The organism is Marinococcus halotolerans DSM 16375 (assembly GCF_000420725.1).
Lineage (GTDB): Bacteria > Bacillota > Bacilli > Bacillales > Marinococcaceae > Marinococcus > Marinococcus halotolerans.
Map to the genome: position 1 here is coordinate 136,720 of NZ_ATVM01000006.1, position 14,878 is coordinate 151,597.

The window sequence follows — 14,878 nt, forward strand, 5'->3', positions numbered from 1 at the left end:
AAACTATTCATGAACCGTTCCAAACGGTATTGAAAATTCGCAGGCAAGTATAGAGGGTGATGGTGGCCTTGCGAAACGCAGCAGACTTAGATCAAATTATTGAGCAAATGCTTCAGACAGTAGAGAAAAGCAAAGAAGAAATTTTTGAGATCAGTGAAACCTCCAGAAAAGAACTTCACACACTCCAGGAAGAGTTGAAGGAAATACAGGAACACATTTCTGAAACGATTGAACGCTCTGATCAGCTGGAGGTTGAAGCCAGAGTCGCAAGGAATCAGCTGGCAGAGGTAAGCAAACGGTTTCGGCAGTTCAGCGATGAAGAAGTGCAGAAGGTGTATGAAAAAGCCAACGAGTCACAGGTAAATCTCGCTGTGGTGCGCCAGGAGGAAAAACGCCTCCGCGACCGCAGGGACAATATCGAACGCCGCCTGATTCAACTGGATGAAACCATTGAACGGGCTGAAACGCTTGTATCCCAGGTAGGCATTGTTTATAACTTTCTTGCCGGCGATCTCCAGGACGTCGGGGAGTTTGTCGAAAATGCCCGGGAAAAGCATGAATTCGGCCTGCAGATTATTGAGGCGCAGGAGGACGAGCGCAAGCGGGTGGCGCGTGAAATTCACGACGGCCCGGCCCAGACGCTCGCGCATGTGCTGCTCCGCTCAGAGCTTGTCGAGAAAATCTCCCGGGAAAAAAGCGCAGAGGAAGCCATCCAGGAGTTTCGGGAGCTGCGTGTTCTGATCCGCTCAAGCCTCGGGGAAGTACGCAGGATTATTTATGACCTGCGGCCAATGGCGATTGATGATCTCGGCCTCGTGCCGACGCTTCAGAAGTATCTGCGTCACCTTGAAGACAACACAGGCATGGTGACGGAGTTTACCACGAAGGGGAAAGAAGCAAGAGTCGCCCCGAACCTTGAGATCGGACTGTTCCGTATTGTACAGGAGGCGGCCCAGAACGCCTACAAGCACGCAAAGTCGGACCTTCTCCGGGTGCAGCTCGAGCAGAGACCGACGAGCATCACGATTCTAATCAAGGATGACGGCAAAGGGTTCGACGTGAATAAAGAACGGGACAAATCATTTGGCCTTCTCGGCATGAGAGAGCGTGTGAACGCGCTCGGCGGGGAGCTGACGATTGATTCCGTGGTCGGGCAGGGCACGAGAGTGAAGGTGTTCGTGCCGGTTCATTAAAAACAAAGGCTGCATCAAATAACCAAATGATAAGTGAAGCGAAGAAAGGATGAGAACGTATGCAAGAACGTATCGATGAAAAAATCAAATTGTTGTTGATTGATGACCATCAGCTTTTCCGTGAAGGCGTCAAACGCATTCTGGATATGGAAGAAAACTTTGAGATTGTTGCAGAAGGCAGCGACGGAGAAGAAGCGTTTACTCTTGTCGACGATTATCATCCGGACGTTGTGCTGATGGATATCAACATGCCGGGTGTTAACGGCGTCGAAGCGACCAAAACGCTGATCGAACGCCATCCGGATTTGAAGGTGCTTATCCTGAGCATTCACGACGATGAGTCGTACGTGACACACGTGCTGAAAACAGGAGCCTCCGGCTACCTGCTGAAGGAAATGGATGCGGACGCCCTGATTGAAGCAGTGAAGGTTGTCGGCTCCGGCGGCGCCTACATTCATCCGAAGGTGACGCAGAACCTGATTAACGAATACCGCCGCCTTGCCCATGAAGGCGACGATCACGGCGTAGACGATACCGAAATCGGCTATAAAGAGGTTGAATACCGTAAGCCGCTCCATATTCTGACGCGCCGCGAGTGCGAAGTGCTGCAGCTGATGACGGACGGCTACAGCAACCGGATGATCGGGGAATCACTCTATATCAGTGAAAAAACCGTGAAAAACCACGTAAGTAACATTCTGCAGAAAATGAATGTGAACGACCGGACGCAGGCGGTTGTCGAATCAATTAAAAAGGGCTGGGTCAAAGTCCGCTAAACGAGTAAGGGCTGCCGGTTTGATATCGGCAGCTTTTTTGCGCTTTGGCATTGACTTCCGCCGGGAAGTCCGTAAAATGAAAACGAACTCATACATGCCTGCTACAGACAGAACGAAAGGAGAGGGTCTGCTTGCCAAATATCGCCGTAGTTACCGACAGCACCTCGTACCTGAACCGTGAAGAACTCAAGCAGTGGAACATTCATGAAATCCCGCTCAATGTGGTGGTGAATGAAGAAACGATGCCGGAGACCGACTGGGACGCTGCCACATATTATCAGACGATGAGAAATTCGGAAACGCTTCCGACCACGTCGCAGCCATCGCCCGGAAAAATGGAGGACCTTTACCGGGAGCTTGCCCGGGAGGCTGATGAAATTATTTCGATTCATTTAAGCAGCGGCATCAGCGGAACGCACCAGACAGCTGTCGCCGTCGCTGATGACATTAAGGATACGGTCCACGTGCACTGCTATGATTCGGAAATCAGTGCCCGGGCCCAGGGCTATTTTGTATTAACCGCCGCCCGGATGGCGTCGGAAGGATACGATATGGCAGCTATTTTTGCCGAGCTCGATAAAATTAAAGAAACGATGCGGGCGTACTTTATCGTCGAAGACCTGCGCCACCTGCAGCGGGGCGGCCGGCTGAGCGGTGCGCAGGCAATGGTTGGCAGCATGCTGCGGATTAAGCCGGTGCTCAAATTTACCGACAAAAAGATTGTACCGTATGAAAAAGTACGCACCTCCAAAAAAGCGCTTGCTCGTATTCAGTCCCTCTTTTTGGAGGAAGCCGCCAAGGGTCCGCTTGAAGCAAGCGTCCTCCACGCAAACGCTGAAGAGGCCGGGGAAGCGTTCCGCAGGCAACTGCAGGAAGCCTCGCCGGAGTCCCGGATCATTCTCGAACACCTCGGCCCGGTGATTGGTACCCATCTTGGTGAAAACGCCATCGGGCTCGCCTGGTACCGCCCAGAAGCCCTCTCCAGGTAATGCCGGCGGCCGCCAGGCCGCCTCCTCTTTTTAAACCCTCCCACGAAAGGAACCACCTCCCATGAATATGCTATCCACCTGGTTTACCGGCAGCAGCCAGTCGGCCTCGCCGTTTCCTTCCTTTTCTTCTGATGCAGAGATTCCCGCCATACCCTTACCAGATTATACAAAGATGCAGGTCCACTGCAGCGGCCGGGCGCTTCTGGCGCAGGAAATGCCGCACGATCAAAAAATAATTAAAGCCTACGTGCAGGCAGGAATGCTGCAGGAGGTGCCTGCCATCACGAAGCAGGGCACTCTTTGGCGGTGCCTGCGATGCAGCAACAAAAACCCCGGTTTGTTCGGTGTCCACGCATGTGCGTGCGGGCGCGAGCGGTGCGTCTACTGCCGGGAATGTCTGGAAATGGGGCGGGTCTCAGCCTGCACGCCACTCTACTACTGGACCGGCCCCAAAGCTTCCGGAGTGTTTACCGATCCGCTCGTATGGAGCGGCCGGCTGTCTTCCGGACAGGAGCGGGCCTCCCGTGCCGCTGCCGCGGCCGGCCTGCGGAAGGAGGAGCTCTACATCTGGGCGGTGTGCGGCGCCGGAAAAACCGAAATGATGTTTCAGGCGGTGGCCGAGGCACTTGCCAGAGGCGAACGGGTGCTGTGGACGACGCCGCGGACGGATGTCGTGCGTGAGCTGTACCCGCGTCTTGCGGAAGTGTTTCCCGGGGTGCCGGCTGCAGCGTGGTATGCCGCCAGTCCCGAGGCCAGGCCCGAGGCACGCCTTGTGCTCGCAACGGCCCATCAGGCACGCCGGTTTAAGGGCGCCTTTGATGTAGTGATAATTGACGAGGTGGACGCGTTTCCGTACGTGTTTGACCCCGGCCTCCAGCAGGCTGTGCGGGAAGCGTGCTCTCCGCATGCGGCGGTAATATATTTAAGCGCGACGCCTGGAGGGAAGGAACAGCAGCGGATGAAGAGCGGGGCGCTCTCGTATGTGCGGGTGCCCCGCCGGTTTCACGGTCATCCGCTTCCGGTGCCGGAATGCCGGTGGGCCGGGAACTGGAGGCTGCAGCTCTCGCGCGGGCGTCTGCCGCCTGCGCTGCTGCAGTGGTGCCGGTCGCGGGACACTGCCTATCCGCTGTTTGTGTTCGTCCCGTCGGTAGCGGCTGTTCGCCCGGCGGTGGAAGTGCTCCGGACGGAGGGCTTTCGCTGCGACGGAGTGCACGCGGAGGACGAAAAGCGTGAAGAAAAAATTACGGCCTTCCGGGAAGAACAGATCGATATTCTCGTTACAACGACGATTCTGGAGCGGGGCGTCACGGTCCCCAAAGCAGACGTGGCCGTGCTTGGGGCCGATGATGACATTTTCACCGAGAGCGCCCTCGTGCAGATCGCCGGCAGAGCCGGAAGGAATCCGGAGCGGCCGGAGGGGGACGTGGTTTTCTTCCACTACGGCCGTACAAAAGCGATGCAGCAGACGGTCCGCCACATCCAAACGATGAACCGGGAGGAGGCAGCGCCCGATGAATGATAGTTCTCTTTTATCATTTGCACGCGGATACTGCCTTTCCTGCGGGGAACGCCTGCAGACCTCCTGGACGTACAATAACCTGTTTGCGTGGAGAGCGGCGCATCTTTGCGACACGTGCACCGGCCAGCTTCCAACAATTACCGGGCCGGCGTGTCCGGAATGCTCGGCACCGGAACACGTGGAAGTGTGTGCCGACTGCCTCAGCTGGCGCCGGCGGTCCGAAGACGTCCGGTGGGTGAAAAACGTATCGCTGTTTCACTACGACGACTGGATGCAGGCGTGGACGGCCCGCTGGAAATTCCGCGGGGACGCAGTAATGGCTGCGGCTTTTTATTACGGTCTCCGCCGGGCGTACAGGCAGCATTTCCGCGGTTTTGTGCCGGTTCCGGTGCCGCTTGCGCCTTTGCGGATGCAGGAGCGTCGGTTTAATCAGGCAGAGGTGCTTGCTGCCGGTCTCAAAGTGCCTTACGTTTTGGCACTTGAACGCCCGGAGAGGGAGGGCGGAAAACAAAGCAAGCAGACGAAAAGGGAGCGGCTGCAGACCGTACGCGGATTTACCGTTCCCGCTCCTGAAATCATTTCGGGGCGAAATGTTCTGATCATTGACGATATTTACACGACCGGTGCCACGGTCCGCGAATCGGCGCAAGTGCTTGAAGCGGCTGGAGCTGCTTCGACAGCTTCGCTCACATTGATCCGTGCTTAAACTCCGGGCCGGCGGTGCCGATATAATAAGCAACAATGAATCAAAGGAGAAACGAACTATGGGTGAATTAAAAAACTGTCCGTCATGCGGCAATTTGTTTGTACAGGCGGTAAGGGCTGTCTGTCCGGAATGCCACCGGGCGGAGGAGGAACGGTTCCAGAAGGTATACACGCACGTAAGAAAAAGCAAGCACCGCCAGTCAACCATTCTCGAGGTCACCGAGGCCACCGGGGTCAGCGAGGAAGACATTTTCCGATACATCCGTGAAGGCCGCCTGAATCTGGCGCAGCTGCCGAACTTCAGCTATCCGTGCGAGGGCTGCGGCGAACCGATTCGGGAGCGCCGGCTCTGCCGGTCGTGTACCAGCCGTATTTCTTCGGGGCTCGAGGCAGAGGAGAAGCAGAAGCAGTGGGAGGCCAGACAGATTAAAGACACAAGGGCCACGTACCGGGCGTGGGAATAAGGAATGAGTCAAAAAGCGTATATGTGTGTTAAAATTTAAGTCTTAAGTACCAAGGAAAACACTAGCGGAATGACCGATATAAACAGTAACAAAACAGCCGGAGCAGAACGTCCGGATGGGAGGGACCACACAGATGAAAATTCATTCCGCGCATTCCGCTAATGCCATATACCGCAGCCAGGCCGCCCAGCAGCAGAAGCCGCCGCAGGGCGAGCAGGCGGGGAAAAAGGATTCCGTCGAAATTTCAAGCGCAGCCAAGGAGCTGCAGCAGTCGGAAGCGATCGACCCGGCCCGCAGGGAAAAGGTCGAACAGCTGAAAGCCCAGATTGAAAACGGCACGTACGAAGTACGGGCGGAGCAGACAGCAAAGAAAATGCAGGACTACTGGAACAATCAGTAACAGGCCGCCAGCCGGCCTGTTGATACATATACCTAAAGGAGCGGTTGCATGAGCGTACAGATAGTAGTAGAGCAGCTTGGCGCCCTGATCGAGGAACACCGGGTACTGCTTGGTATGTCCAAACGAAAGACGCAGGTGCTGAAAAAAAATGACGCTGGAGCCCTGCAGCAGCTCATCCGCGACGAACGCCGCCAGGTGCAGCGCATTACACGGATCGAGCGGGAGCGCCACCAGCAGGCCGCAGCGCTTGCAGGGGCCAATCCCGAAAACGCCGTATCCATCGATGCGTTAAAGCCGCTTGCCGATGATAAGGAGAGCGCACGTCTCGAAGCGCTGCAGTACGAGCTGATTCAGGTGATGACCGCTCTGCAGCACCAGGAGGAGCTGAACCGTGCGATGCTTGAGGACGCCATGAAATACACGCAGGTGATGCTTGGCGCCATGCAGCCGCAGGAGTCGGCGCAGTACGGCCGGCAGGGCCTGGCCCCGCAGCGCACGAAGCGGGAGTACTCGGTCTTTGATTCACGGGCATAAGCAGCAGGTACATAGAAACGGGGAGGAAAATGCATGAGTTCAACATTCATGGGGCTTGAAACAGCGAAACGGGCACTCACTGCCCAGCAGCACGCGCTGCAGACGACAGGACATAACATTGCCAATGCCAATACGCCGGGGTTCACGCGGCAGCGGGTCGACCTGCAGCAGAGTGATGCTTTTTCAAAAGCCGGCATGAACCAGCCGAGCACACCGGGCCAGATGGGCACCGGCGTGGACTCCAACACGGTCGCACGCATCCGGGACCAGTACCTTGACGTGCAGTACCGGGGCGAAAACGCGAAACTCGGCTACTGGGAAACGAAAAACGAAAACCTTTCCCGCATGGAGGACCTGATGAACGAGCCGACTGATGAAGGCGTCGCCAATGCGATGGATGAATTCTGGAAGTCGCTGCAGGACCTGTCGGCCAATCCGGAGGACTCCGGGGCGCGCTCGGTTGTGCGTCAGCGCGGGGAAGCAATGGTGGACACTTTTTCCTACATATCCAATTCGCTGCAGGCGAATAAAACCGACCTCGACGCCCAGATTGATAACGAAACCGGGCAGTTTAACTCGCTTCTCAGCCAGATCAGCAGCGTGAACGAACAGATTGCGGGCGTGGAGCCGCACGGCAAGGTGCCAAACGACCTGTATGACGAACGCGACCGGCTGATTGACGAGCTGTCGTCTATGGCTACTGTGGAAGTGAAGCGCAACCCGAGCGGCGGGAAGACAAACAGTAACGCGGAAGGCACCGTCGACATTTTCATGACGAGCGATACCGGCGACCGTCTGCAGAAGCTTGTGGACGGCAACGTTCTTGCCTACCAGGAAGTGAGCGTGGACAAATCCGGCGGCCGTAACGGGCACGTAGAAACGGCAAGCTTTGAGTGGGCGAACGGCAAAGCGGGCACTAATATTGATAACCCTTCTGACAGTAGCAATGCGTTTATGCAGTCGAGCGGCAGCATGCAGGGCCTGCATGAGGCGTATGGCTATATGAACGAAGCCTCCGGGGAGGTGGAAGGCCTGTATCTGGATATGCTAGGTAACATTGACACGATGGTCACCACCTTTGCGAATGCGCTGAACGACACCCACCGGGAAGGGTGGACGATGAACGACGTTGAAGCGGGTACCAAGGGCGCCGGCATTGACTTTTTTAGCTTTGATCCGGCGGTGCTTGAAAATAAAGGAGCAGCGAGTGCGCTGCGCGTGAGCGATGACGTCAAAGCCGATTTAAACAATATCGCTGCAGCATCAGCGTCGGAAAACGGCACCGGCTATGCCGGCAACGGATCCAACGCGCTAAACCTGGCGAACGTGAAGGATGCGGCCCTGAACTTCGGGGACGGGAACGAAAACTCGACAAGCGTGCAGCGATTCTACCAGGGCGTAATCGGCCAGATGGCAGTTGACGCAAGCGAAGCGAACCAGAAAACAAACATCACCCAGTCGCTGACCTCAAGCGCCGATGAGCGCCGCATGTCGGTGAGCGGAGTAAGCATGGATGAGGAAATGGCCAACATGATTCAGTTCCAGCACGCCTACAATGCGGCGTCCCGGAGCGTAACGACATTTGACGAAATGCTCGACCGCATCATTAACAACATGGGTCTGGTCGGCCGTTAAGAAAAGGAGGAAAATGATATGCGAGTCACCCAGCAGATGATGACCCAGCGCTCCACCGGCCACATCAGCCAGAGCTATGATCAGATGATGAACCTGCAGGATCAGCTGTCCACCGGCAAAAAAATCACCCGGGCCTCCCAGGACCCGGTTGTGGCGATGAATGGAATGCGCTACCGCTCCCAGGTCGGAGAGGTGGAGCAGTTTGAGCGCAACGTCGGCGAAGCGCACAACTGGCTCGACTCCAGCGACGCCGCGCTCGGGGAAGCGACCCAGGTGATCCAGCGGGTTCGCGAGCTTGTCACGCAGGCATCAAACGATACGTACGAAGGCGAACAGCGCGGCAACATCGCCAAAGAGATCAGTGAGCTGAAGGAGCAGCTGATCAGCTCCGCTAACTCCAAGGTCGGGGACAAATACATTTTTAACGGCTCCAACACGACCAACCCGCCAATTGATAAAAACGCCACCGAAAACGGAGTGACAGCGGACAGCTTCACCGGCCACGGCGATGCGGTGGAAATGGAGCTCATGAAGGGCATCAAGATCGATGTCAGCTCTGCGCCGGGCGAGGTGTTTAACGAGGAGCTGTTTAACGAACTCGAACAGCTGCAGGCGGACCTGGAAAATCCGGACACGACCGGCGAGGACGTGCAGGAATATCTGGGCACGCTTGACGAACAGATGAACAGCATCGTGAATGAACGGGCCGAACTCGGCGCCCGATCCAACCGGATTGAAATGATTGAAAGCCGGCTCGCCGACCAAAAAGTCATCTCCAATAAAATTATGTCCAACAATGAAGACGCCGATCTCGAAGAAGTGATTACTAATTTAACGAACCAGCAGACCGTGCATCAGGCGGCGCTCGCCTCGGCCGGACGGATTATGCAGACGACACTTCTGGACTTTTTAAGGTAAAAAATTTATAAAATGTGGGAAAATCTGTTTTATTATGAAGAGCGATTCAGTATACTGGTCTTTGTGACTGTTTATCTGTTTCGTGTACGTATTCAATTATAAGGGGGCAAAGGTGTGGAAATCGAAACGAAGCATTTAGGTGCTGTCACGATTGAAGAAAGAGATATTACCCGTTTTCCGCAGGGCATTCCGGCGTTTGAAGACGAACGCGACTTCGTGTTTCTTCCGTTTGACGACAGCGGCAGCCTGTTTATTATGCAGTCGGTACAGCATGCGCATATTGCGTTTATTACCGCCGATCCGTTTGTATTTTTTCCGGACTACGAGCTTGAAGTCCCGGATGCTGTCACGGAGCAGCTGCATATCGAAAACCCGGAACAGGTACTGGTGTATGTCACACTGACGCTTGCGAACACGCTCGAAGAGAGTACGGCAAACCTGCAGGCACCGCTGATTATTAACGTCGAACAAAAGCTCGGCAAGCAGTGGCCAATGGCGCAGTCGCCGTATGAAACGAAGCATCTGCTGTTTCAGCGGGCAAAGAAAGAAGGCACAGGATCATGTTAGTACTCACACGAAAGAAAAAGGAATCGATTCGTGTCGGGGATGATATCGCGATCACTGTACTCGGAATTGAAGGGGACCAGGTGAAGCTGGGTATCGATGCCCCGGAGCATATTGATATACACCGCCAGGAAGTATATGTCTCTATCCAGCAGGAAAACCGGCAGTCGCTCGCAGGAGACATTACGCTTTTGCAGAAATTATCGGAAAATATCAAAAAATAATTAAATGACTATTCATTCACTACGTACAACTAACGAACTAATAAATATACTAAAAAATATGTAAATGTATCTAAAAAATGAACAATAAGGAAAAATTATAGTTCTTTATTCATATTTATGATATAATTAATTTACGATAAGTGGAAAATGCCTAGGGTCATAGGGCTTCTTGTCGGAACTTGTGAAAAAAAGGTAGAATTTGTATACGGTCGTTCGAGTTCAGGGGATTGGTTGTCCTGCTGCAGTTTACAGAGAGAAATCAACAGACAAAAACGCAGAGGGCATGCTTGGGGAAAGTGTGTTCAACAATAAAAAACATCACTTTCGGTGAGGTCTCAGGAGGAATACATAATGGCCAGGACTTACAGTCGCAACATCCCGGGAAGCAGGGTGCCGATTTTATTTATCGACCTGCAGGGATCAGAAGTACTGCCACAGGCAGCAGAATCAATGGGGAAGCTGGCTGTGCGCACGAATGGGGAAGAGTGGACCACGCTCATGCAGCGCGGTCTGCAGAAAGATACGCTGTATTACACAGCGTGCAGTGATTTGGATGCGTTTGTGCGTCTTCAGGAAGCAAAACGGGCCGGGTCCGCGTGCAGGATTGGTGTGAACCTGCCGGAGCGGCTCAGGCACCTGGTAGATGAATTCATCTGCCAGGATGTGACGATGCTTATCGCCGCCGAGCGCGACGAAGACGACTGGCGCAAGCATTTTATGCGCGCCACCCAGTTTCAGACGTACATCGACCCGGTGTTTCAGCCGCAGGTCGTCGAACGGTACCGCCGCATGAATCAGCTGCAGGAAGAACCACCCGAACAGCAGCTCGAACTCGACGTGCATAAAGCACGCGGCACGCTGTCCGAAGCAGAAATCCGGATTTTGGAAAAAATCCTCGAAGGTAAAAGCAACCGCAAAATTGCCGAAGAATGCTTTCTGGCCGTCGCCACCGTGAACAACCACGTCAGCCACCTGACGAAAAAGATGCAGGCCAACGACCGCACGCACACCATAAAGCGCGCGATCGAAGAAAACTGGGTCGAGTTTATAACGTAACAGAAAAGCGGAGAGCGTTCGTTCACCACCCGGGACGGCTCGCGGCTTTCGGTCGGCTTGTGACGAAGTCGCAAACGATCCGAAACAGCGAATGGACTCGGGTGGTAACGCTCGGAGCTGGACAGCGTTAGAAGCTTTGCCTTTTTGATGAGATAAGACCGATGAGATTTACCCCTTTTTGTGAACTATCGAACTTATCTGCTTTAGCAAACTCTAGATTTGAAGCATCAAATAATGCCATGCTTTATAATCCAGCACGGCATTATTTTTAGTATTATTAGCGAACATGCTTACGCAACTTTGAAATGACTTCTTAGTACTATAGCATCGTAGCTAGACAGCAACGTCGCTGAACTTTTTAAGCATTATACTTTTCTAACCAAGCATAAACAGAGCGGGAGCCCCTATACTCCCAGCTCTGTTTTTTTGTTTTTTAGGCGGTAAACATGCTCTGGCAGTGGCCCGTACGGAACAACTGCTGCTGGATCATAAAAGTACTCGCTTTGGTTGGAAGCGACGCTCCGTCTGTAAATTGAATCATAGTTCCATCATCAGAAGTGACAAACTGTCCGGGCTGCACATGATTATAAAAAATCCAGATGTTTTCCGGATCGCGCAGTGATGAAATCGGAAAAGCATAAATACCTTCCGACGGATTTACCGGTACCGGCAGCTTCTTGCGGATATGTAAGTAATACTTTACCGCTTCGCTTCGTCCTTTAAAAGAAGATCCTCCCCGTAGGCACCCTCTTTTAATAATAGCGGTCGGTGTACATGAAGCCGGAATACGTGCTCCGTCCTTTTCCCATATAATACTTTTCGCTTCTCCTTCAAAATGTGGCACAATAGCCATCGTTTTTTCATTTACCTCGTACTCATCCAACATCATTATCTTTTTCATATTTCCCGCTCCTATTCCAATATTTTTCACAACTCCCTTGCACGTAAATAAGTATACGAATGCTATGTAAAAATAACTAGTACTTTTTGCATAATATAACTAAAAGAATATTTTTAAGAGAATTACAGGAAATACTAAATACATAAACCGAGCAGCCGATATAAGGAATGTAAGCAGGAAGTGCCAAAACGCAGCGTACGGGCGTTAAAGCAGATTCTGTGATATAGGCTTACCACAAGGACGTGGAAAGTACTTACACATTCAGGGAGGAATTTTACAATGATTATTAACCACAACTTAGGCGCGATGAATGCGCAACGTCAAATGAGCTCAAATCAAAACGATATGAGCAATTCTATGGAAAAACTATCTTCTGGGCTTCGAATCAACCGTGCCGGCGATGACGCAGCTGGTCTTGCAATCAGTGAAAAAATGCGTGGGCAGATTCGTGGTTTGGAGCAAGCCAATCGCAATGCTCAAGACGGCGTTTCCATGATTCAAACAGCTGAAGGAGCTCTTAATGAAACTCACAGTATTTTACAGCGTATGCGAGAGCTTTCTGTGCAAGCATCTAACGATTCGAATACAGCAGATGACCGTGCTGAACTGCAAAAAGAAGTAACTCAATTGATTGAAGAAGTAGATCGTATTGGTAATAATACTGAGTTTAATACAAAAAATCTTTTAGATGGATCGCTGTCTGAAAATGCAAAAGTTGCTACTTCTTCAAACGTTGCTTATGGAGAAGGTATGAAAAACTTGAATTTAGAGGCTTCTTCTCAGTTAAAAGCTGATTCTTATACTTTGACTACCGTAGAAGATTCTAAAGTACTCAACGGATTATCTGACGCAAGTCATACTGCAGGAGTCGAAGGAGTAAAAGTTTCAGCAGACACGAAGTTGGGAGAAGGACAGTATACTGTAGATATCACTAGCAACATTACGGCTGCTGAAACTCAAAATACTACTGGGATCGATTCTGATTCTGTTAGCTCTAACTTAACAGATGAGGAAACAGGGCTAGCCGATGGAGACTATTCGATTGAATTTACTACTGATACTAATGCAACGTTAACGTTCACGGATGAAGCGGGGGAGCAGAAAACAGCAAATGCAACTTATAGTGGCGCGGAAGAAACTTTAGCTTTCGATTTAACTGGAGACGACGGAAGTGGCGTAGCTGAATTTACATTAAATAGTTCTTCAGTCGAGGTTGGAGATGTATATTCTGTAAGTCGTTCGACACAATTTGAAGCTACGTTAAGAGATTCTGCTGGAGGTGCTATAGGCGATACAGTAGATATTGATAAAGGCGATACTAAAGTAGCTCTTGGAAATTCTGAGACGGGGACCGTAGAAGTAGACTTCGCTGATGAACTATTAGAAGGAGAAGCTAGTTTTGGGGTTAAGTCTAGCGGTCAAGCTTCAGCTATTTTAAAAGATAGTGAAGGTGAAATTGTTGCAGAACAGTTGATTGAAAACAATCAAAAACGTATTGATATCGATGGCACAGGCTTGTCATTTGCAACAGAAGACATCACCGGTGGGGAAGAAACGACATTTGATGTTAATACTGATCAACAAAATAATTCTCTGAAATTCCAAATTGGCTCAAATGAAGGCCAAGAAATGGAATTAGGCATTAGTGATATGCGTGCTAGTGCTTTAGGTATAGATGGTGTCGATCTCGGCTCTCAAGCAGATGCAAAAGAAGCTATTACTACTATTGATAATGCTATTAAAGATGTGTCAAGTGAGCGTTCAAAACTTGGTTCAGTGCAAAATCGTTTAGATCATACGGTAAATAATTTAGGCACTTCGGCTGAAAATCTTACTGCAGCAGAGTCTCGTATCCGTGACGTTGATATGGCCAAAGAAATGATGAATATGACGAAAAATAATATTCTTTCCCAAGCTTCACAGTCGATGCTTGCACAGGCAAATCAACAGCCGCAATCTGTACTTCAATTACTTGGTTAATATTTTTGAACAACTTAGAGGCTCTAGTGATTATAGCTAGGGTCTCTTTTCTTTAATCAGGTAATTAATATTATACGGAAGCCCCGTGTTAATAATGTCGATCGGTTTCGATGGAATTTATGTTAGAAAAATATCTTAAAAGACCTTAGAACTTAAAAACTAATTTAGAAAGCAGGTCTCTTATGGAAAACTATCTGAATGTCATGAAACAAAACCTAAATGTTATCGATACGATGATGAAGGGCCTAGCCCATGTCCAAAAGCAACTTAGCACAAGGAACTACCCCGAAGCAGTTCAGCTTATGGAAGATATGATTATTGGTTTCACTGCAGTAGAACGATCGTCCAGGCCGGTACTGAAAAATATTGATAACACTGTAGACACAGAGAAATACTTCAACAACGTTCGCTCAAATTTAGATCTGGTCGTTACTCATTTAGAAAATCACTCCTACGCCAGACTGCAGGAAATTTTCCAATTTACCTTAATTCCCAACGTAAAGAAGCTGCAACGTGAGCTGGAGCAGCATTTTCAGCCGTACGTATTATCTTAAGTACTACACTCCCGCGAATTTCTGCCGATACTATAAACAACTGAGGCACTTTCACCCAACATGATCATACATCCAGAGGTTCCGGCGCCCCGGGGCCTTTTTTATACTTTTTTGGAAAGGAGGTGATGGTATTTGAAGTGACCTAAATAAATGAGACAGATAAAAGCACCTCCCACGTCGTATTCGTAGTAAGATCGACAAATGGAGGTGTTTTTCTTATGGGAGAAAAGAAACGACGTTATCCAGCAGAAGTGAAACGGGAAGTCCTTCGGCTCAAGTGGGAGGAAGGGTGGAGCAACCGGGCCCTTATGGATACCTTCGGCATCAAGAATGTGTCCCAAATCAAGCAATGGGCCAAGTGGGTCCAGAACGGCGAGGAGCATCGCCTCGACCAGCCCATTGGCCGTCCGAATATCTACGGAGCTAGCCCGCAGGACAGTGAAACCGACCGGCTGCGGAAGCTGGT

The 14,878-nt window shown here is 51.3% G+C and carries 17 protein-coding genes; 16 read left to right on the forward strand and 1 reads right to left on the reverse strand.

What is annotated here, in order from left to right; all coding sequences use genetic code 11:
• Positions 1–59: 59 nt before the first annotated feature.
• From G548_RS0106700 to G548_RS18700, 13 genes are all read left to right on the forward strand, one after another.
• Positions 60–1,193: a sensor histidine kinase gene (locus G548_RS0106700; RefSeq protein ID WP_027847248.1), complete on the forward strand. Its 1,134-nt coding sequence runs from the start codon at positions 60–62 to the stop codon at positions 1,191–1,193.
• 59 nt (positions 1,194–1,252) lie between these two features.
• Positions 1,253–1,969 carry a response regulator gene (locus tag G548_RS0106705; RefSeq protein WP_022793387.1) on the forward strand — a complete coding sequence of 239 codons (717 nt, stop codon included), beginning with the start codon at positions 1,253–1,255 and terminating at the stop codon, positions 1,967–1,969.
• Between the two features lie 140 nt (positions 1,970–2,109).
• The gene (locus G548_RS0106710; RefSeq protein WP_040880758.1) at positions 2,110–2,958 is read left to right on the forward strand and encodes a DegV family protein; all 849 of its coding nucleotides are present in this window, start codon (positions 2,110–2,112) and stop codon (positions 2,956–2,958) included.
• 61 nt (positions 2,959–3,019) lie between these two features.
• Positions 3,020–4,477, forward strand: a complete 1,458-nt coding sequence (locus G548_RS0106715; RefSeq protein WP_022793389.1) for an ATP-dependent helicase ComFA — start codon at positions 3,020–3,022, stop codon at positions 4,475–4,477.
• Positions 4,470–5,183 (forward strand): ComFC family protein, encoded by a 714-nt coding sequence (locus G548_RS17530; protein ID WP_022793390.1) that lies wholly within the window; start codon positions 4,470–4,472, stop codon positions 5,181–5,183. Before G548_RS0106715 ends, G548_RS17530 begins: the two co-directional genes overlap by 8 nt.
• A gap of 58 nt (positions 5,184–5,241) precedes the next feature.
• Positions 5,242–5,646, forward strand: coding sequence for a TIGR03826 family flagellar region protein (locus G548_RS0106725; protein ID WP_022793391.1), 405 nt, complete (start codon positions 5,242–5,244; stop codon positions 5,644–5,646).
• Positions 5,647–5,779: 133 nt separating this feature from the next.
• Entirely contained in the window at positions 5,780–6,046 is a 267-nt protein-coding gene (gene flgM, locus G548_RS0106730; RefSeq protein ID WP_022793392.1) for a flagellar biosynthesis anti-sigma factor FlgM, read from the forward strand.
• A 48-nt stretch (positions 6,047–6,094) separates the two neighbouring features.
• Positions 6,095–6,580: a flagellar protein FlgN gene (locus G548_RS0106735; RefSeq protein ID WP_022793393.1), complete on the forward strand. Its 486-nt coding sequence runs from the start codon at positions 6,095–6,097 to the stop codon at positions 6,578–6,580.
• 33 nt (positions 6,581–6,613) lie between these two features.
• Positions 6,614–8,215 carry a flagellar hook-associated protein FlgK gene (gene flgK / locus G548_RS0106740; RefSeq protein ID WP_022793394.1) on the forward strand — a complete coding sequence of 534 codons (1,602 nt, stop codon included), beginning with the start codon at positions 6,614–6,616 and terminating at the stop codon, positions 8,213–8,215.
• Between the two features lie 18 nt (positions 8,216–8,233).
• On the forward strand, positions 8,234–9,133 hold the full coding sequence (flgL, locus tag G548_RS0106745; protein WP_022793395.1) for a flagellar hook-associated protein FlgL: 900 nt from the start codon (positions 8,234–8,236) through the stop codon (positions 9,131–9,133).
• 114 nt (positions 9,134–9,247) lie between these two features.
• The gene (gene fliW, locus G548_RS0106750) at positions 9,248–9,700 is read left to right on the forward strand and encodes a flagellar assembly protein FliW (protein ID WP_022793396.1); all 453 of its coding nucleotides are present in this window, start codon (positions 9,248–9,250) and stop codon (positions 9,698–9,700) included.
• The gene (gene csrA, locus G548_RS0106755) at positions 9,694–9,921 is read left to right on the forward strand and encodes a carbon storage regulator CsrA (protein ID WP_022793397.1); all 228 of its coding nucleotides are present in this window, start codon (positions 9,694–9,696) and stop codon (positions 9,919–9,921) included. Before fliW ends, csrA begins: the two co-directional genes overlap by 7 nt.
• 351 nt (positions 9,922–10,272) lie before the next feature.
• Positions 10,273–10,977: a response regulator transcription factor gene (locus tag G548_RS18700; protein ID WP_022793398.1), complete on the forward strand. Its 705-nt coding sequence runs from the start codon at positions 10,273–10,275 to the stop codon at positions 10,975–10,977.
• A 433-nt stretch (positions 10,978–11,410) separates the two neighbouring features.
• Here the strand turns inward: G548_RS18700 and G548_RS0106765 are convergent, their stop codons facing one another.
• Positions 11,411–11,878, reverse strand: coding sequence for a competence protein ComK (locus G548_RS0106765; protein WP_022793399.1), 468 nt, complete (start codon positions 11,876–11,878; stop codon positions 11,411–11,413).
• A 279-nt stretch (positions 11,879–12,157) separates the two neighbouring features.
• Here G548_RS0106765 and G548_RS19650 point away from each other — a divergent pair, with 279 nt between their 5' ends.
• The 3 genes from G548_RS19650 to G548_RS0106780 all read left to right on the forward strand — a co-directional run.
• Positions 12,158–13,858 carry a flagellin N-terminal helical domain-containing protein gene (locus tag G548_RS19650; protein ID WP_022793400.1) on the forward strand — a complete coding sequence of 567 codons (1,701 nt, stop codon included), beginning with the start codon at positions 12,158–12,160 and terminating at the stop codon, positions 13,856–13,858.
• A gap of 182 nt (positions 13,859–14,040) precedes the next feature.
• A complete protein-coding gene (locus tag G548_RS0106775; RefSeq protein WP_022793401.1) occupies positions 14,041–14,412 on the forward strand; it encodes a DUF8042 domain-containing protein in 372 nt (123 codons plus the stop codon).
• Between the two features lie 218 nt (positions 14,413–14,630).
• Positions 14,631–14,878, forward strand: a 248-nt coding sequence (locus G548_RS0106780; protein WP_022793402.1) for an IS3 family transposase, incomplete at its 3' end; no start/stop codon positions are given.